A 19,311-nucleotide genomic window follows, 5' to 3' on the forward strand; every position below is an offset into this window, starting at 1 on the left:
CGTATTAACTAGGAAATTGTGCAGCGAGTATCCGATCTGAGTAAGATTTATTGGGATCCGAGAGAACCCGCATGGTCACATCAAAAGACTGAATTACCTGAATTCGTGATACAGGCTCAATAGCCAAACGATCCGCAGTAGCTATTACAGGACGTTGTTCCTGTTCTAAAACCTGAATCTCTATCATAACATCATTGGGAAGAATAGCGCCATGCCAACGACGTGGCTTACACGGGCTCACTGGGGTGAGAACTAAATGAGGAGATCCTAAAGGTAAAATTGGCCCAAGTGCAGAAAAATTATATGCCGTTGAACCAATCGGAGTAGCAATAATCAACCCATCACAAATAATTTCGGGCAACCTTACTTGATTGTCTACTATTACTTTTAATTTTGCTGCCTGAACCAGTTGGTTATGATTTGGTTTTCTGATAATAGAGACTTCATTAATTGCAAGAATATTTTGTGCACATATAGAATTATTCTGATCAAAAATTGTTATGTTTAAAGGATGAAAAATATATTCTATAGAACTAGACAAACGCTCTATAAGATTATCTATACGATATTCATTCATCAGAAAACCAGAAGAACCACAATTCATTCCATACAGAGGTTTTCCACATTTCTGCGATTGATGCAAATTCTGGAGCATAAAACCATCTCCCCCTAATATGACAATAACATCCGCCTCTTCATAAGTACTATTGCCATAAATATTCACAAACTTATCATATGCTTCTTGTGCTTTTTCAGCCTTAGATGCTACAAAATGTATCTTCTGTATATTCCTATCCATAATAGACCTCTCATCATATCCTGTTCATGCGGGAAAGAAAAATGGCATCAATAAATAGCCTAACAATGGTAATATGGAAAATAACTTTGAAACAACGTGGTTCTCTACCTATGAAAAAATGTGTCTTTTTACAAAATACCTACACAAATACAGACCAATACTCTTGCAAGATCATCTAAAAGTAAGCCAGAAAACATCATGCTAATTAATTGTTTACTATCAAAATAAAATCACCCTATCACACACATACTCATGTTGTTGTCTTTAATGAAGACGCCGAAGACAGAAATCCACCACTTCTATCAACGAAGATTTCCAACGGTTATTCGGTAAACATTGCAAAGAATCTTTTGCTTTCTGACCATAATAAAATGCTCGACACTCTGTATCCGCTAACGCATTACTCTCTCGTATTATAATAATAGCTTTTTTGAGATTTTCTATACCAATTTCCCCATCATCATTAATAGTAGATTTCCAAAAATTCTTTTCCTGCTTTGTTCCCCTCTGAAACGCCAGAATAACCGGCAAAGTAGGCTTGCCATTACGAAAATCATCCCCTACATTCTTACCCATTTCATTGACCTCTCCTCTGTAATCTAGAACATCATCCACAAGTTGAAAAGCAATTCCAAGATTCATTCCATAAGACTTAAGTGCTTTTCGTACAGAATCATCCACCCCTGCAATCAGCGAAGATACTTCCAAAGCAGCAGAAAATAACACAGCTGTTTTAGATCTTATCACATGGAGGTAATCTTCCTCTGTAATATTAATATTTTTAGATATTGATAATTGTCGCAACTCACCTTCCGAAAGAGTGCATGCCACTAATGATAATGCTTCTAATGCTTCCTGTGATTTGGTCTCAATTACCATACGGAAAGCTTGGCTTAATAAAAAATCTCCCACAAGAATGCTTGTTTGATTCCCCCAAACCAACCGAGCAGCCACTTTTCCTCTTCTCAATTCACTATCATCTACAACATCATCATGCAAAAGAGTTGCCGTATGAATAAATTCAATAGCACATGCCAACAATATATGACTATCTCCACGATATTCAAACATCAACGCTGTTGCTAAAGTCAGCATAGGACGTAATCTTTTCCCTCCTGAAAAAATAAGATACTTTACAACATCTGGAATAATTCCAACATCTGAATTAATCCGTTCTAAAATAAGAGAATTTACTTTTTCCATATCCTTTGCAGTAAGGTCTTTTAACATTTTCATAAAAAATAACGTACTCCTCTTTATTTGCAAAAAGAATCCTTCAATAATATGCACAATTATAAACTTATATGATATAAATCAAATTGTGTCATAAATATCCGTATCAGATAGTCAAATATTGTAGAACAATAAACGTTCTGCTGAAAAATCTTTTTAGTACAAAAATGTTTAACAATACTAAAGTAAAAAACGTAGAAAATGAAACAGTAGATGCTTTTTATCAAGGTAAGTTTTATCTAGTACAACCATTAACATGCGGACACCGTGCTGGAATGGATGCGATGATTCTAGCGTCTTTAGTTAATGCAAAAGGCCCCTTCCATCTCGCAGATCTTGGGGCAGGAGCAGGCGCTGCTGGACTGGCTGTCGCATCTAGATTACATGAAGCACAGGTTCTATTAGTTGAACGATCTCCATTGATGGTAAACTACGCACGTAAAACTTTAGCATTATCTGCTAATAAAAAAATATCTAACCGCATTTCTCTGATTGAAGTAGATGTTACATTATCTGGGAAAAAACGCATTCTTGCCGGATTAAAAAATAATTTTTATGACCATGTTATTATGAATCCACCTTTCAATGAGAGAATCGGGACTCTTACCCCCGACAAAATAAAAGAAGAAGCACACGTAATGCTTGAAGATGCTTTTGAAAAATGGATCCGCACTGCTTGCGCTATAATGCGACCTGGAGGGCAACTATCACTGATTGCACGACCTCAATCACTAATGCAGATTATTAAAGCATGTACAAAGAGAATCGGATCTTTGGAAATTATCCCTCTTTATCCTCGAAAAGGAGAGTGTTCCTCTCGTATTTTAGTTACAGGTCGCAAAGGCATGCGCGGAAGCTTAAGCTTTCGCTCTCCTATTTTCCTCCACGAACCCAATAGTCAATCTTATTCACGTTTTGTCACTGATCTTATTAACGGGAAAACTACACTAACACGCTTATAGAGACAAACTCCTCACTCTCAAAACAGGGTTTTCATTTACTGAACATATCTTCAATTATCTGTTATCCTTAATTTAAAACCTAGAAATTTACTGCTATCTGTAATGTAGGTAACAATAAGAATTGAAATACACAAAAAAGCAAACCTTGCTATATAAAAAATATTGAATATTTTTATTATATTATGCAAGAAACTCTCCTAGTTAATCAGCAATCAATACTTTTGAGAGACTATTGTGGACGAAAGGTATTATATGACGCCCATTCATGATAAAATAAATGATCTTTCTTTTCAAAATATCATATTAATTTTAACGCAATATTGGGCCAGAAAAGGCTGTACTATTTTACAACCTTACGATATGGAAGTTGGAGCCGGCACTTTTCATCCATCAACCACTTTACGAGCACTCGGACCGCTACCTTGGAAAGCAGCTTATGTTCAACCATCGCGTAGACCCTTAGATGGACGCTATGCTGAAAATCCAAATCGTTTACAACAGTATTATCAATTTCAGGTAATTATAAAACCCAATCCACTCAATTTACAAAATCTCTATATAGAATCTCTCCAAGCCGTAGGAATAGACCCTCTAGTCCATGATATACGTTTTGTTGAAGATAATTGGGAAAGCCCAACTCTTGGGGCTTGGGGATTGGGGTGGGAATGCTGGTGCGATGGGATGGAAATATCGCAATTCACCTACTTTCAACAAATATGTGGCATGGAGTGCTCTCCCATATCAGGAGAGATTACATACGGTCTCGAAAGACTTGCAATGTATGTGCAAAATGTCAATAGCGTTTATGATATTGTTTTCAACACTATTGAAGGGAAAAAAGTTTTTTACGGAGATATATTTACCCAATCAGAACAAGAATATTCCCGTTATAACTTTGAATATGCTAATACTGATATTTTGCATAATCATTTTATCGATTATGAAAAAGAATGTTTGTCTCTCTTAAACAAAGGCGCTCCCAACAAAAATCATCGCCATCACTTATGCGTCTTTCCTGCTTATGACCAATGTATCAAAGCATCCCATATCTTTAACCTTTTAGATGCGCGTGGCGTAATATCTACAACAGAACGCCAACGTTATATTCTTCGAATCCGATCTTTAGCAAAATCTTGTGGAGAAGCATTCTTAATGACTCCTAATGGAGGATGCCAATAACATTCATAGCATTATTTTTAATTAATCTTGATTATAACTTAATGTGTTTTAACTCTTGCAATAATATTCAATATCTGAAATAGACTTCTGATATTGGAAAGCCATTACATGGTAAAGGAGATTCTATGTCTAAGTTATCTTTTCATATTATACAGGTCACTCCCTTTAAGCAAAATTGTACGTTTTTATTTGATGAAGAAAGCTTAGACGCTGTTGTTGTTGATCCTGGCGGCGATCTTGATATCATAAAAGATGTTATTCAATCTCGTAACTTTCATGTAAAACAAATTTGGATTACCCATGGACATATTGATCATGCGGGAGGAGCCGCTCAATTAAAAAAAGACCTATCTTTACCAATTATAGGCCCGCATAAAAATGATGCTACAATGATGGAAAATCTGGAAGAACAATGTAAATTACTATCAATCCGCATGGACGTACGCAATACTTCATCAGATAGGTGGCTAAAGGACGGAGATACTTTAAATCTTGGCAAACATATCTTCAAAGTATTTCACTGCCCAGGCCATTCACCTGGCCATGTTATTTACGTAAATTTTGAAAATAATTTTGCTCATTTAGGGGATACATTATTTAGAGATCATATAGGAAGAACCGATATTCTCTACGGAGATTATCAACAATTAATCGACTCGATCAATAATAAAATACTACCCTTGGGAGATGATATATCCTTTATTTGTGGACATGGCCCTAACAGTACTATAGGAAGAGAACGCCGTTTAAATCCTTTTTTACAATCTAATATATAAGTTTCTGAAAAAATATTATTTCTATTATAACAAATCAACTTGATTATGAGAGAACACTAGCAGAATACCGCTACAATTCATAATCTTTATTATGCGTTGTAGGAAGAAGGAAAATGAGAAAAGTTTTTTTGCATCCTGATAAATAAACAAATATTCCAGACTATTTTATCATAACAAGCTAGTGTATATATATAAAAATCAAGGCATCCGTAGCTCAGCTGGATAGAGTATTGGATTCCGATTCCAAGGGTCACAGGTTCGAATCCTGTCGGGTGCACCAATATAATTATAACACATTGATTATACGTTGTTTTTAATATTATTTGGTCTTACCTTTTTAAAGGTGGGACTAGCCCTATCAACAACATCTCGGCTTCACAATCTCTATAGCGCCCTTCCCCATTTTAACTATTCCATAATTAAATATCCTTAGGAGTTGACAAAGATAAGTTAATCCTGTCAAATACAACTATGAATTTTATATTATATGTCGAGAGGATCCTTAATAAATATGCGAGAATGTTCGTTAGGGTTGTTATTATTATTGTTGATAGCGGGAAGCGCTAATGCCGATGAAAAAAGATTGGGCATACAATTGAGTTTATGAGTAGTGTTGTTTCCCTTCTTGTTGGTTCTCAGGAGAATGCTTCCTCCGAGGATGTCGTTGGCATGGTCGTACCAATATCAATCCTATCATATTCAATCGAGGATACTTTCGGGAAATTATGTGTACGTTCTACTGCAATAGTAGGCAGTGCATTAGGTGTGGGAGTAGCGAAAAAAAATAACTCATGGAATGCGGCGCATGAAGGCTCATCGGTATTTGCCAAATATCAGGGCAACATTGGTACAAGATATAACCTAACTTTTGCTCGAAACTATCTTTCAGAAATAGGAATAGACGCATCGGTACGCGCCGATATAAACATTATCCCCCATCTATCTAGTAGTCTTTCGTATGTCATTAGTCCGTACGTTAACATAACCTCAAAATTATCAACAGGATTGAAATTTGTAGGATCAATTACAGATTCAACAGAATCACCAGGATCGGAAATTATAGATAGGTTGACGCCTATTTCTGCTTATATTAAATATGATTTTACTGATAGATTGTCCGCATATTCGTCGGTTGCGATGAGGATACTAGATGACCGAGGTGCCGCAATGACAAGCGCAATATCCGTGAGATACTCATTTTAACATCTACCCTCTCCTCTTCTGCACTATTTTATCGGTGTACCAGAATCCTAGGATACAAGCGATAATCTCTTGGGTGAACGGGGCAAGGATCATCAAAGGATCAGTGGATAATATCCCTTCTTTAACTAGATAAAGGACCAACAACGGATAAACAATAATCCAAAACAACGTTGTTAAAGGTCGAATAAGAGCGTTAAAGCCATCTATCCACTTAACGCCACTCTTGATGTTCCCAGCTTTAATCCTTGCCAATCGGATGGGCTTATCCACTTTTAACTCTTCAACGTTGGCTTTGATCTCAGCTAAATCGATCTGTAAAGAACTTTCTATTTTTGCAACTTCACACTTCCATTTATCGTATTCTATAGAGCGTTTTTGTAGTAGATGTTCCGATACAACATCAACAATCTTCTCAAATACTGAGGGAATAAACCGAAGAGCAAATCTAAATATGCCACCCGCAAGAAACGACTGTATCACTGTTTAAGCCATCCTTTGAGATTATAAAGTGCGTAGGTAATAGCAGACAGAGAAGCGGTTATTGCACCAGTCGTTTTAATAAGCAAAACTACTCCTCTTGAGGTATTAAGAATATGCAGAATGTCTTTAATAACCGCTTGCTGTTCGTTGTAATGGCTCTCAAAAGCCCTACAATGCTTAATCAAACAATCAACTTTGGTGTTAAGGGCGTTAAACTCTTCCCTTCTTACGTATTGTTCTTGTTTCTTAGTCATCCTATATAACTCCTGCTCTGACGCAGTTCACGATTCATCGCAAGCCTTTCCTTATACCCCTCGTTAAAGTACTCACAGAGGTTGTCTATCACCATCTTCTGAAACGCCGCTTTTATATAAAATAGGTTCTTTAAAGGGATATTATTCGCAATCTCCCTCGCTAATTCAGCATTGGCTCTCTCTGACTTTTCCTCATCTTCTCCAAAGATAGTTCTTGCAACTCCCAACCCTGCATCTCCCAAACCAATAACGGTTGAAGCTACAGGAACGGATTGTAGTATGTCTTTGAAGTCGTCATGATATTCGTTGAAAAATCTATCATAGTGGGTAAGGGTTCTGGCCGTGAGTGAAACTAGCGTTTTAGGATCGGTATAATCATCAAGTTCTTGACCTGAAATAGCTTTCCTTGCAGTACCTGCGACAACCCCCTCCAAAATAATACCAAAGGCTAAAAACTTCGCCCTATAAGACCAAGCAGATATACCATTTGCACCGCCTTCAAGCGTTTTAGGAACAGCCCATAAATGCTTCTCCGCCATGGAAATCGGAGTGGTTAAAAACTGTGTGACAAGACTAAGACCTGGAATACCTCCCCTGCTAGATGTATATTTTGTATCCCTTAAAGAAGAACCAACCGATCCTCTTGCGTTATCTTGTATCTGAGACCAGATATATCCGCTCATCTTACTTGCCAAATCATCCATCATTCTTTCGACAGACTTATTTTGAGAATGTCCGATGGCGATAAGATCAGAATGTCTACAATCTCGGATACCATCAGGCGTCAACAACCTCCCAGATTCAAGATCAACCTTAGACAGGGCATGCATATCGGATTGGGTAAAACCATAATCTTCAACTAGTGTCTTGAATGCCTGCTTCCCATAACGAGCTTTAAAATCTTCTAGGCTCTTAAATCCCCTGGTTACTTCTCCCATCCACGCAGACGTAAAGCCAAAAGTTAGATTTTGCTGAAACTTATCTAAGGCTTTCAGACCTTGCCATTTAATTGTTTTATCCGCTAATACCTTCAATCCAGAGACAAACCTCGATTGATTGTGAAACTCATTCATCATTCCTGTAATAGCCATCTCGCCAGCAGGGGCAAATGCTCGGATTGACGCTTTGTAATCGGCATCGGTGAGTTGTTTTCTTAACTCTGGTAACGCATGTGACCAAAACGACATCCCCTGCCTATGAGAACCCATAACCATACAATTAACGGTCTCTGGCATAGCAGAGAATACCTGAGACCCAAAACTCTTCGCTACTTGAAATGCCATAAACCCTGATTTAAGCTCTCTTGCTTTAATTTCAGTGGAATCCAACTCATGATCAAGCTTCTCGCTGGAGACCGTCAATCTCTCCCAAAGGGTGTTGACTTCTTTTTGTATACCTTTCATCTTTTCAACGTCGCTTGTCGTTTTAGTAGTCTTTAAATCATTTGTGAGAGCCTGTGTGATCACCCAGTTAAAATTGGTATCAGCGTTGACACCATAATTACGTGCTATCTCAATATCACGAATGAGAGGATCAATCGTCATTCTCACTAGATCTTCAGCGTTTAACCCCGTTTTACCGAATGCCTTATTGTAATCGCTATAATGCTCATCTAAAAGAAAAAGATGCCGTGGATGCTTTCTACTACTGCCAACAGCGGATCTTCTCACCGCTTGTTGTTCGCCCCCTGAAGCCAGTGTCTTATTACGACCTTCACTTTCTTTGGTCTCCCAAACATGTCCTAGGAATTCTGTTAAGTCCTTACCATAAATACCCTTCTGATCGTATACCTTCTTGTCAACCCAAGGCATGATCGTTTCAATCCACTTTTGCTTGCCTACTGCCCTTAGCTTTAGTGCATCGTCGGGTTGCGGACTTTTCCAATTGTCTAGAGGATGGAGAAGCCCCATTTTTCCCGCAGTAGCTGTAAGCTTGTCTCTTATTTGGCGATAGGCTTTTCCAAACTTATTAACTTGTGGGTCATCCGTCTCCACCCCTCTTAGGGATTTGGTGAGCTTTTCATTCGTTATTGGATCCGCCGAAAAACCCATGTTTTTTGAACCTAAATCTTCAAAATCCGCAAAAACTTTCCGAGCATTCGCTTGTTCCCCCTTAATCCTAGCCTCTACAGATGCTGTCGTTTCATATCTGAGAAGATTTTTAAGAGTGTTCAGTTGCTCCCCCTGTTTAGCCCTACCCACTACATTCAGCGTTTCTGACAGTGCAAAAGCACCATTCTCTAAAAGAAGATGATTGGCTTTCTCGGTCAAAACCTTAACTTTGTCTCTACCTTTAAGATCCTTAAAACTCTCATTGAGTTCTAAACCAGATAAGGCAAGTTTTGCTACACGGTCAATCTCTTCTATGTCTTCTGATGTTAATGCCCAATCACCCGCTTGCTTTTTAATTCTTTCAATACATTCTGGATGCATTACTTGCCCCCTCTCTCATAAAAACAAGATAATGCAGTCTCAATGAGGTTATGTTTAACGATGTTAATGTCTCTCTTAATATGATGTGGCATCGCACTTTCCCCATCTTGAGAGTTGGAAAATTTCTCTATACTCTCAACCGCCTTCGCTATCCGTTGATCAGAAGACCATGAACGAGGATCAATCCTCTCATCCCCTAAGGGAGACCGTCCCATTTCAATCTCAGGTTTCTTAATACTTCCACGCTCTAGTGATTCTGCATTGTCGAGGGTCATACTAAATTTCTCCCCCGAAGTTAAAGAGCTCTCCGCCTCCGCTAATGTATTCATATGAGCGTTATAGGCTTCCTCGTTTACAGGGATATGATCATTCAAAATGCAAGATGCTGTTAATTCAGTTTTAGCCCCAGTGGCAATATCAACTTCAGAAGGGGTGGGTTTCATCCCTGAAAGGTTTTTGTTTCTTCTAGCATTCTTAGCATGCAACCCCCCAAAAGCCATTCCTAAAACAATATCAGTTGCAACAGAAATGCTGTCCATCTCTGAGGCATGTTCTGCTAGTTCGTCATAACCGTTAGTCTTTAGTATAGCGTAATCACCCATTCTATCCAATGTGCTGAGACCGAGATTAACGCCTACACTGGCTAAGACACTTTTGACGATATTAACCCCAAAACCAGCAGGAATTACAGCCCCTCCTCCAGAAATGATCCCTGACTTTGCCCCTACCGCAGTGGCTGTCGAACTGTCTTGCCCCTCATCTCGGGCATTCTCAAAAGATCTTCGAGCTTCGGCTAAAGCCACCGACAAAGCCCCTCCCGCCAAAGATCCAATGGGCCCTCCTACCGCACCACCGATTGATGCCCCTATACCAAAGGCAGATACAGAATGTAAGAAACCATGAGATATCTGACCAATCATTCCCGTCTGTTCTGGATCAACGGTCAAAGCGTTTTTCTTCAAAGGATCAGGCTTATATTCCCACGGCGTAACAAGAGAAACCAAATCTGCAGGAGCTTCTAAGACACCAGAAATAGAAGCACCAAGTGCATTATCCCATAGACTAGGAGACTTCTTAACAGGGGGAGAAGTCTTATCGTTTGCGAGAGACTCCTTCTGCTTGTTCAAATCAATTTCATTCGTGATAAAAAGCATGTTACCGTCCTATTTATAATAGCTTAATCCGTCTTGTATTGAATCAAGAATAGAAGGAGAATTAAACTTTGGTGGAGGCATAGTGTCGAAAATATCAATGATGATAGGATTTCCTTGATGGTCTTTTTTCACAACACCACCCATCGTTAAACTGTATTTACCGTCCCCTATTGTCTGGTAGCCGTATAACTCTGGATATCGGGCTTGACTTCTATCACCAAAAAGACGAACAAGCTGATCGGAAGTACCCCTATACAACTTATCCCCAAACTCCGTGTGAGACATATTCCGAGGAGGAAGGATGTAAGAGCCGTTATAATTGTATACAGTATTGCCTAATACAGCTTTGACAGAATCCTTCACAATATCAGAACTTAACTTCACCGAACCACTCTTTTTCATAGAGCCACTACTATGGTGTTTGATAATTTCCGCATCTCTTTTATAGCTCTCATCCTCCGAGCTATATAACTTCCCAATCTCTTTGTTTATAAGCCGATAAAAATGGGCATCAAAATCGCTACCCAATTGAGATTTATATTGAGACTTGACATCCTCGTATCTCTTTTTCCCCACTGCTATTGTTCTCGCTACTTCTCTTTCTTGCTCCTCCCCCAGAGAAAGAAGAGCAACCCCAGCCAAAGACCCGTCCTTAAGGTGGGATAAAACATGTTTTGCCCGTTCTTTATCTTCCCGACACAACCCATCGGTTTCCGATTTAAAGAACTGTACAAAATCCGAAGCCTTCGTACCCCACAATCGATCACTCAGTTGTTTTTCCCCAGAAGCACCGATCCCGTTGACAACAACACCGTGCTTCTTCTCCGTCTCTTGGGCAAAAAGACTATAAGACACTAAAGAATCCCCCAATTTCCCCGTCTCCAGATTAAGAGGCTCAATTTTCCTAACCTTTAATCCCCACGAATGAGGATCTTTCGCTCTTAACTCTCTCGCTTCTTTATGCTGGTGGCTAAGCTTCAATGACGCTTGAGCGATCAGGGCGTTGATTTTCGGATCTCCCGTTGTATCCGAGGTGTGGAGATCCACAAGCATTTTCTCAAATTCATCTTCCGTCCCCGCCTGTGCAATAGGAACATAAGAAGCAATCTCCTTCGTAAATTGCAAACTACGATGGAGGGCTTCCGCATCCGCAGGATTATAACCCTTGAGTAAATTAGATAAGGAACTAACAGTGTCAAAATCCTCCGTAACTACTCCATCATAAGCATGTTTAGTAATTCTTTTAATATCATTGTTTAGTTGCCTTCGACCTTTTGCTAACTCACGGTTCGTTTGTTGCATCTGTTCCCTCAAAAGCGTCCGCCGTGTAGCTTGGTCAAGCTCATTCCACCCAGCTACCCCGCTAATGTTAGAAATATCACCATCTTTCAATTCAACTCTTCGCTCTCCTGCCCCTTCAACTACCTCCACTGGATCTAAAGAGCCTTCAACATAAGTTGACCGATCACTGACAACATCCAAAGTACCTTCAAAAAGATCTGGAGAATAAGAGAGCATCGCACGGGCTTGAACTTCATTGAGAGTCCTGTGCAAACCTCTTTTCTTCTCCTCCTTCTCAGCTGGGGATAAACGTGAGCTATCAATGATAGCGTCCCCACGTGCTAAGAATGTTAATCTATTCTCATCAGAGGGATTAGAAGCTAGGGATGCCGAAATACTAACAACCGCCTTCTGAATGCGGGTGATGGCGTTTTGATCCATCACACCCAAACTATACTGCAAACCAGCGTGCTTCATATTAGATAAATCGTGATTATTCAGATACCGTAATTGATCTCTTGCCCCCCTATCATTAACAGAGTCAATGAAGTTACCCATTTCTGCATGTTTCTTTAGGGCGTAGCTATTAATTTCTTTCCAAAGAGTAGCATCATCACTCGTGTTTAACGTCCTAATATGCTTGTGATAATCCGCTGTGTTGGTGGCAGATTTCTCCAAAAATTCACTCATTGCTTGAGATTTGATGCTTTCCGATAACCGATCTTGATACGTCTTTTGCAGAGCATCTAATCCTTGAGCAACAGTCGTCAATCCACCAAGAGGATTAACCTTGTCACTAACAGGGTCTTTATCTGGTGCAAGAGGTTCTATCGCTGTTTTTTTAAGATCAAGGTTTGCCATTTATTTTAGTCTTTCCATAAATCACTACCAAGCGTCAAAGCCCGCCCAAAAGCAGATACTTTGCCCGAAGAAGCACTGTTTGTAGCGTTTTGCCGAGACCACTGTTGTTCCCTTAAAAACCTCTGAACAACAGAAGAACGAGTGCTTTGTGCTGTCTCAATTTCCTTTAATGTATCCCCTTGCCTTTGCCTATTCCACATCTCAGCAGAAACACCCGATAAACCAGAAGCATCCATTCTCATCATGAATAACCCAACATCTAACAAACCCTCTTTTTTGAGCTTCTCAGCTCTCTCAAGATGTAAAATACTCCCACGTCTGGCGTTTTCTTCCGCTAATGACGCACGATATTTATACCCTTGTGCCGTTGATTTAGCCGTTGAAAGATCGGAAGAAACTCCCGTAACAAATTTAGCAACGGATAGTAAATCCTTTTTAAAATCTTTATTGCTCATCAATTCTCCTCTACGTTTGCGTGGATAGTCACAGACGTTAGATGAAAATAAGGACACTCATAACTGTGCTTGATAACCAACTCAGGCATGTACTGATGATCACTGTATACCAAAAAAGGAAACTCTCCTGTCTTTGGAGAACCTTTAAGCTCCTCAATAGGGTGTAAGGTTTCCCCATAAACACCAACTTCAACATCCCTCGTATTGATGACAGTGATTGACCCTTTGAATATCCGCATTTTCTTCCCTTTTAAGCTATTGAAAGCCTCTCCAGTATCAATCGGAGGAAGTCGAATAATGCAATCCGTGCTATGTTCAGTTTCAGTATAAACCTCATCACGATCATGTCGTTTTGGAGGTTGTATATCTTGCTGACTTTTTGGTGGATACAAGGAAGGAGGATCTAAAGACAATACCTTAAACGACTTAGAATCCTCAGGAAGCTTAGAAGATTCAGAAGGCTTAGGCTTCCTACGTAAATTCTCAAGACGCTTGATAAGATCGTCCGAAAGACCTGAATTATCATCCGCAAAATCACCACGTTTCAATCTTTGTGTATCTTCGAACACGCTAACTAGTAAATCTACGTCCTTTTTCGTAAATATAGTATAGTCACGACCTCTGTATTCCTCCGTCTTTTTCTCTCTTTTTTCATTCAAAACACGCTTGCGTTCAGATATAAACATCTCTTTCAGCTGTCCCTGAGGGATCTTGAGATCTTCATACAATTCTAAAAAAGAATAAATGCGATTGTATCCAGAATTATACGCACAAATAGCTTGTTGCTTGGCATAAGATGGAAGAGACGCCCACCTCTCTTGATGGGATAATTGGTTTGCTTCCCACGATCGTTTTCTTTTTTCCCAATTTTCCTGATCCTCCAGATCCGCCATTAAAAGACGATCAAGAACAGTTAAATCCCCATCAAATAACAATTTGGGATCTTCAACGTCTTTTTTTTTGAAGAATTCAGCAATAAGATCAAACTTTTGGGATAATTCCTCATCAGACATCTTATCCCAACGCTCAATGTCCTTTTGAGCCTTTGCTTCTTGCCGTGCTATGTTCTCACTTTTAGCGCTTAACAACCACGCATTGAGTGCCGCTTCTCTTTCCTTTTTGGTTTCCGCCCTGTCTAATTCTTCTTTTGTTGGAGGATTAACATTACCCTCAGAAATTGCATTCGCTATCGGTGATTCCAACTCTCCAATCGGTGGTTTAGGCTCACTAGCCTGCGGAGGAACAAAAGTCTTAGCGGTTTCTTTCTGCTTTTCGTCTTTAGGCTCACGGCCTATTACAACAGGGGCAATAGGAATAGAGGGTAACCCTAAATCAAAATCATCCTCCTCAACCAACGGCTCTTCTTCGGCTTTTACCTTTTCTGGAACTTCCCGCTTTCTGGCTTCTTGTTCTTCAGCTTCTGGTCTTGCTTTAACCAATCTTTCTCTTGCGTCAAATGATGGTATACTCTCCCTCACTCTATCTACTAATTTATTTAATTCCTTAGATATATCATTATGATAAGCAAAATAACCACTCGTTTTTTCTAAACCAATTCTATAAAAATCATCCTCCGCTAAATCAGCAAGATACATATCACGCTTAATAATATCCCCGTGTTTGTTAACTTTTTCAGTCAGCCACTCTACAAAGGTTTTGTTACCTCTTGACTTAACAAAATCCCAAAGACGTTCGAATTTTTCCTTAAACCCAACACCATTACTCCATACACTAAACTTAGCATCAAGTTGTTCCACAATTCTCGCTGCTTCTCGCTGGTGAGCCTCAACCTGATACCGTAGCATACGAGCCCTCGAGTGATTTTTATTCTTGAGGGACGCTATGTATTCGTCATGGAGTGCTTTACTCTGGCTTAAATGCTCATTTACTGTATTATGAACTTTCTCAGGATCGCTAAAAACCTTATCTTTATTCCGCTCTGCTTGCTGTTGATACGCTTTCTCAAAAACCTCGTTATGTAAGAATTCTGGATCACGAAACACCGCGTAAAAATCAGCAATAGACGCTAAAATATCAGGAGTGAGGACAAAATCCTTCCCTTGCTTCTCCTCCAGCGTATTGATTAACTCTTTAAATGCTGAATCAAATCGCATCCTTGCATCTAATGCACGCTCTGCATCCCTAACTGCATTATCAGCATTGTTCTTGACAGACGTTTTAGTCGTGTTAAACAGCTCCTCATGCTCCTGTTTAAGGCTTTTGAGGTTTTTAACTTGCTCGTTTAGACCATCAATAAAACCCTGAAGCTCCTTAGCAACTTTGCCATCCAGATAATTAATCATCATCTTAAGATCATTAAGAAGAGAAATGCCCTCACTGTCATCCTCTTTGATCTTATCCTTGGTCTTGTCATACTGCGATTGTAATTCTGCTCTTATCTTTTGACGCTCATTGTGCGTATCTGCCATATCAGCATTGTAATCTTTGTGAAACTCCCTCCTCCACGCAATCCGATTGTCAGAAATATTTTTCCTAATATTCTCCATAGCCTTAATGACATTAGATTCATGCTTGTTTACATTGGTAGATAAATCAATCCCAGCAACCTTAATATACGCTTGAGATAAATGCTCTAACGCATTTTTTATATCCTCTGACGTACGATTATCTTGCTCATAAATACGTTGAGACTCCTTAATATCTCTGTTTGCACCATCGATAATATCGCTCAATGCAGTTACAGCGTTTGCGTGCTTTGTCGACTCTTCTAATTCCTTTTTTCTTTTCTCATAGGCTTCATCATCGGCGTCCGCAAGATGCACCATTGTAGCTAAATTGGCTGTATACCCCGCTACGAATGCAGCCAAAGGAAAACCAAACCCTGTCGCAGCTAAAGCCCCAGTAGCAGTAGACCCTACAACCGTTACTGCCCATTTACCCAACTTCAACCAAAAACCCATTAGTTTATTCCTCCAATATTCAAGCTGAAGTCACCAAGTTTCTCTAAGTGTGTGCTTTTGATGTCGTGTTCATCCGTTCGAACGACCAGCATCCAAAGAACCGTTTCACCTTGATCCTCGCTTACAGCAGAACTAAGAGAAACAATCTTAATTCCTTCCCCTAAAAGTTTATGAACATGCCAAGATCCAATGGCTTTAAAATCTTCATGAACACTACAGCATAAAAGCTCATTATTATTATTAAGCACCCATAAAAGAGAATTAGGATCTTCTTGATAAACCATTTGTTTTACTCGGTAGGTAAAAAGGTGACTAACGTATTGCGTGAGTTCTAAAAATCGAAAACCTTGCTCACTTGCACCGCCTAAACGCTTAATCTTTCGTCCCGCCCCTTGCACAAAAAGCAACTCATCTCTAATAGTCAAAGGAGGAGCATCGTAAACACCAATCCCTGCTAATCGTCTTGAAACCAGATTAAAACCTCTCTCAAAATCAAGAATAACAATCCATAATGAGGTATCCGTTCCAACAACAAGCCCCTTTTCCATCGGTCTAAACCAACGGATCTCAGACATAGCGTCATCCGTTATCGCAACAGACAGAGCTTTGCGATAATCAAGGTTACCCTCAATCGTATCAGGGCTAAAATCATTAAAAGTGTTGTATCCAGAAAGATAAAGTGACTGTGGATCATACTCAGAACCAGAAAAACACAACCTATTGTTATAAAAAGATACATGAGCAGGATATCCTTCGTTTTCTCCCCATGCACTCAAATTCCAAAAAGAGGTTTCACTTTCATCAGTTACACAAAAATCCTTGTGAAGGCGGATCACAGCACTCTTTTTTCCATTAACTGCGACGATTTCCCCCCAAACATAATAAGGAGTTCGGTATTTTCCCCCTGTGCCAAGTATGGGCTTGCCGTCCTTACCAGTGCTTAATTCTTGCGAAGAAGCGATAACTTTCCATGTAACTTTGCCATCTTTAATATACGTATCTCTCGGGTTGTCTTTCCATTCATCTCCCGATACTCCGCCTGTGATACTCTGATAGACCTTGCCAAACATCTCGATAAAGGCATTCTCAGGATATAAAGTCTTTTCTTTCCAATTCTTTGGAAGCCACCCAAGACGAAGCATTCGCCCGACATCACTTTCCTTAAATAAAGGAGATGTAGATTTAACAGTCATTTTCCCTTTACGTGTTGAGGGTAAGGGATCAATGTACAATTTAGCATCGTGCTTTTTCCCATTAACTTGACACCGCCCCAACCATGGAGGAGGCTCAAAGACCATCGGTTTAAAAATAACATCATCGGCGGTGAACTCTATTTGATAAGGAGGATAACGAGAGTGAACTAAAACGATAAGATCCCCCATACGGGCAAAATCTAGATGCTCCACATCATAAGCATGATAGGGTGTATCATAAGGGCGGACATATTGCGGTGGTTTTATTCCATTAACCGTCGCAATCATCATCTTCTTCTGACCAAAAACGAACAAAGCAGTCTTATCACCTCCTAGCGCAAAGGAAATTATCCGACGGGATTTAGGAGGGATACGAAGTGAACTGTAGCAATGATTTGAAGGTCTCCGCACCAAAGACCCATCAGATAACACAATAGTATTAAGAGCCTGCGACAATCCTTGTGCGTAAATATCACGATCACTACACGATTGAAGTACCTGAGGCGAAACTTCTCCACCTGCAAAAGAACGCTTTGTAAAAGCTATATTAGCCATCTTGATACGACCTCTCTTCAGGAATTTCTATACCATCCATGTCAATAGCAGTCGCTAAAACTCTATCGCTTTCGCCTTTCAAATAAGATCGCAATTGATCATCCGAGATTAAAGGTGGACAAAGTTCACTCGCCAGTTTTAAGGCAAACGCCTCTTGATAGAGAGGATCACAATCTTCTAGCGAAACTTCCTCAATATACTTAATGGCTAGGGGACGAGAAGACCTAACTTTGACAACGATACAATCTCCCTCTAATGCTCCTACCCTATCTATTTTAAGGACTTTAAGACATTTATTAGGAAGACCATAACGATCCTCCTCGCCCACTATTGGATCTAAAGCAGACAAACAAGCAGTTTTCGTCGCAAAACTCCATGCAAAAGAGCGAAGTAAGCTTTGATGAAGCGGGCGGAGAAGACGCTGACAATAGTCCGCTTTAATCCCCCCCTCACTGAAATCTTTTAGGGGAGTTAGCCCAATCTTCAACAACGCCCAATTGCATACCTCAAGTTCAGTCATTATTTAGCCCTAGCAACTTCTGAAAGGGTTTTGTGGACAGGAGCTGTTGCTTTTGATGCCTCTTCCTTGATTCTCGCTATAGTTTCAGTGCTTTTTGGTACTTCCAAACAAACAATCTTGTTAGGCTCAAGACGAGATGCACCCATAGACGCTTCTACCAAAATCTGTTGAGCATTGTTATGGGTTGGCAATCTGTCATACGTCGTGTTGAGAGACTCCCACATCCCAAACTGAACCGAAGATGCACACCACATCGGGCAATAGTAGTTCTTTTCAGTGTCCGTGCCGTCTATCGTAATGTGCTTAGGAAATTGAGGATCTCCGAGAACTTTCTTGTAGAGAAGAATTTCAACACCTGCAAGATGGCGAACACGACCCGCGTCTAAATTAGCCTGCCCAACATAGTCCCTATTAACAACTTCCTCTATATCAAATAAGCCTCTATACACCGTAGGGGGTACAGCAAGAATAATACGCTCACGATCAATATCAACGCCTTTCTCAGCTAACCAAACTATCCCGTCTAATATCAAACCCGCTAAGGTGTCTTTCAGTGCTGTTTTAGCACTCGCAGTCGCAGAAATCGGAGGAAGTCTAAGTACGTTGCTTTTAGGAAAGTATTCTGGAGTCCCCCCGTCTCTCCCTGTCATGTTCTTGCCCAGCATCCCTTCCATAATGACGGAATCTTGGTAACGCTTAAAAGCAAAAATCGCAGATTTAGCATAAGAAATAAAAGGGTCAATGCTTTGTCTTAGGTGAATAAAAGGATTGACCACTTCAGCCCACGTCGCAGTCTCAAAACTAATCCAACGTCTCTCTTGTTTTGTGGCGTTGTATCGGGTTTCTGGTAAAGTGACGTCGCTATCAACCTTGTAAACTTCAGTGGGACTAAAAACCTGCAAATTCGCTATTTTGTCCCCATGATAGGATTTAGTTTGAACACGAGGGCTTAAAAGGGACTGCTCTTGCTGAAGCCCTAAAACTACCGTTTCCTCAAATCCGATGATATCGGCGGTTTTCTGTTGTGATAATGTAGACATAGTATCGTTTCTC

16 protein-coding genes and 1 tRNA gene are annotated in these 19,311 nt (G+C 39.9%); 5 read left to right on the forward strand and 12 right to left on the reverse strand.

The genetic code is table 11. The features are described from left to right. Positions 1-4: 4 nt before the first annotated feature. Complete coding sequence (locus tag G293_RS02035; protein WP_047264091.1) at positions 5-799, reverse strand: NAD kinase; 795 nt, start codon at positions 797-799, stop codon at positions 5-7. Positions 800-1,063: 264 nt separating this feature from the next. After that, complete coding sequence (locus tag G293_RS02040; RefSeq protein WP_047264092.1) at positions 1,064-2,035, reverse strand: polyprenyl synthetase family protein; 972 nt, start codon at positions 2,033-2,035, stop codon at positions 1,064-1,066. Positions 2,036-2,199: 164 nt separating this feature from the next. Here G293_RS02040 and G293_RS02045 point away from each other — a divergent pair, with 164 nt between their 5' ends. The 5 genes from G293_RS02045 (at position 2,200) to G293_RS02065 (ending at position 6,152) form a co-directional block, all read left to right on the forward strand. Beyond that, entirely contained in the window at positions 2,200-2,994 is a 795-nt protein-coding gene (locus G293_RS02045) for a tRNA1(Val) (adenine(37)-N6)-methyltransferase (RefSeq protein WP_047264093.1), read from the forward strand. 252 nt (positions 2,995-3,246) lie between these two features. After that, entirely contained in the window at positions 3,247-4,173 is a 927-nt protein-coding gene (locus tag G293_RS02050) for a glycine--tRNA ligase subunit alpha (protein WP_047264094.1), read from the forward strand. Positions 4,174-4,298: 125 nt separating this feature from the next. Further along, the gene (locus G293_RS02055; protein ID WP_047264095.1) at positions 4,299-4,949 is read left to right on the forward strand and encodes an MBL fold metallo-hydrolase; all 651 of its coding nucleotides are present in this window, start codon (positions 4,299-4,301) and stop codon (positions 4,947-4,949) included. Positions 4,950-5,152: 203 nt separating this feature from the next. Next, positions 5,153-5,229 (forward strand) — tRNA-Arg (locus G293_RS02060). Positions 5,230-5,552: 323 nt separating this feature from the next. Further along, entirely contained in the window at positions 5,553-6,152 is a 600-nt protein-coding gene (locus G293_RS02065) for a hypothetical protein (protein ID WP_047264096.1), read from the forward strand. A gap of 3 nt (positions 6,153-6,155) precedes the next feature. Here the strand turns inward: G293_RS02065 and G293_RS02070 are convergent, their stop codons facing one another. The 10 genes from G293_RS02070 to G293_RS02115 form a co-directional block, all read right to left on the reverse strand. Continuing rightward, a complete protein-coding gene (locus tag G293_RS02070; RefSeq protein ID WP_047264097.1) occupies positions 6,156-6,632 on the reverse strand; it encodes a hypothetical protein in 477 nt (158 codons plus the stop codon). Next, complete coding sequence (locus tag G293_RS02075) at positions 6,629-6,886, reverse strand: hypothetical protein (protein WP_047264098.1); 258 nt, start codon at positions 6,884-6,886, stop codon at positions 6,629-6,631. The genes G293_RS02070 and G293_RS02075 overlap by 4 nt, the downstream gene beginning before the upstream one ends. Next, a complete protein-coding gene (locus G293_RS02080; protein WP_244464446.1) occupies positions 6,883-8,880 on the reverse strand; it encodes a hypothetical protein in 1,998 nt (665 codons plus the stop codon). Before G293_RS02080 ends, G293_RS02075 begins: the two co-directional genes overlap by 4 nt. A gap of 437 nt (positions 8,881-9,317) precedes the next feature. Beyond that, positions 9,318-10,472: a hypothetical protein gene (locus G293_RS02085; RefSeq protein WP_047264100.1), complete on the reverse strand. Its 1,155-nt coding sequence runs from the start codon at positions 10,470-10,472 to the stop codon at positions 9,318-9,320. A gap of 9 nt (positions 10,473-10,481) precedes the next feature. Beyond that, positions 10,482-12,614: a hypothetical protein gene (locus G293_RS02090; protein WP_047264101.1), complete on the reverse strand. Its 2,133-nt coding sequence runs from the start codon at positions 12,612-12,614 to the stop codon at positions 10,482-10,484. Positions 12,615-12,619: 5 nt separating this feature from the next. After that, on the reverse strand, positions 12,620-13,069 hold the full coding sequence (locus G293_RS02095; protein WP_047264102.1) for a hypothetical protein: 450 nt from the start codon (positions 13,067-13,069) through the stop codon (positions 12,620-12,622). Continuing rightward, a complete protein-coding gene (locus G293_RS05800) occupies positions 13,069-15,990 on the reverse strand; it encodes a single stranded DNA-binding domain-containing protein (protein WP_047264103.1) in 2,922 nt (973 codons plus the stop codon). Before G293_RS05800 ends, G293_RS02095 begins: the two co-directional genes overlap by 1 nt. Further along, positions 15,990-17,738, reverse strand: coding sequence for a phage tail protein (locus tag G293_RS02105; protein WP_047264104.1), 1,749 nt, complete (start codon positions 17,736-17,738; stop codon positions 15,990-15,992). Before G293_RS02105 ends, G293_RS05800 begins: the two co-directional genes overlap by 1 nt. Further along, positions 17,731-18,258, reverse strand: a complete 528-nt coding sequence (locus G293_RS02110) for a phage connector family protein (protein ID WP_047264105.1) — start codon at positions 18,256-18,258, stop codon at positions 17,731-17,733. The genes G293_RS02105 and G293_RS02110 overlap by 8 nt, the downstream gene beginning before the upstream one ends. Continuing rightward, a complete protein-coding gene (locus G293_RS02115; protein WP_047264106.1) occupies positions 18,258-19,298 on the reverse strand; it encodes a phage capsid protein in 1,041 nt (346 codons plus the stop codon). The genes G293_RS02110 and G293_RS02115 overlap by 1 nt, the downstream gene beginning before the upstream one ends. Positions 19,299-19,311: the final 13 nt, after the last annotated feature.

Origin of the sequence: Candidatus Liberibacter africanus PTSAPSY, assembly GCF_001021085.1 — a bacterium.
In the GTDB taxonomy this organism is placed as follows: domain Bacteria; phylum Pseudomonadota; class Alphaproteobacteria; order Rhizobiales; family Rhizobiaceae; genus Liberibacter; species Liberibacter africanus.

Excerpts from the sequence above, each read along its gene's own strand:
- G293_RS02035 (WP_047264091.1), bottom strand. The coding sequence starts at position 799 with ATGGATAGGAATATACAGAAGATACATTTTGTAGCATCTAAGGCTGAA.
- G293_RS02040 (WP_047264092.1), bottom strand. The coding sequence starts at position 2,035 with ATGAAAATGTTAAAAGACCTTACTGCAAAGGATATGGAAAAAGTAAAT.
- G293_RS02045 (WP_047264093.1), top strand. The coding sequence starts at position 2,200 with ATGTTTAACAATACTAAAGTAAAAAACGTAGAAAATGAAACAGTAGAT.
- G293_RS02050 (WP_047264094.1), top strand. The coding sequence starts at position 3,247 with ATGACGCCCATTCATGATAAAATAAATGATCTTTCTTTTCAAAATATC.
- G293_RS02055 (WP_047264095.1), top strand. The coding sequence starts at position 4,299 with ATGTCTAAGTTATCTTTTCATATTATACAGGTCACTCCCTTTAAGCAA.
- G293_RS02065 (WP_047264096.1), top strand. The coding sequence starts at position 5,553 with ATGAGTAGTGTTGTTTCCCTTCTTGTTGGTTCTCAGGAGAATGCTTCC.
- G293_RS02075 (WP_047264098.1), bottom strand. The coding sequence starts at position 6,886 with ATGACTAAGAAACAAGAACAATACGTAAGAAGGGAAGAGTTTAACGCC.
- G293_RS02085 (WP_047264100.1), bottom strand. The coding sequence starts at position 10,472 with ATGCTTTTTATCACGAATGAAATTGATTTGAACAAGCAGAAGGAGTCT.
- G293_RS02090 (WP_047264101.1), bottom strand. The coding sequence starts at position 12,614 with ATGGCAAACCTTGATCTTAAAAAAACAGCGATAGAACCTCTTGCACCA.
- G293_RS02095 (WP_047264102.1), bottom strand. The coding sequence starts at position 13,069 with ATGAGCAATAAAGATTTTAAAAAGGATTTACTATCCGTTGCTAAATTT.
- G293_RS05800 (WP_047264103.1), bottom strand. The coding sequence starts at position 15,990 with ATGGGTTTTTGGTTGAAGTTGGGTAAATGGGCAGTAACGGTTGTAGGG.
- G293_RS02105 (WP_047264104.1), bottom strand. The coding sequence starts at position 17,738 with ATGGCTAATATAGCTTTTACAAAGCGTTCTTTTGCAGGTGGAGAAGTT.
- G293_RS02110 (WP_047264105.1), bottom strand. The coding sequence starts at position 18,258 with ATGACTGAACTTGAGGTATGCAATTGGGCGTTGTTGAAGATTGGGCTA.
- G293_RS02115 (WP_047264106.1), bottom strand. The coding sequence starts at position 19,298 with ATGTCTACATTATCACAACAGAAAACCGCCGATATCATCGGATTTGAG.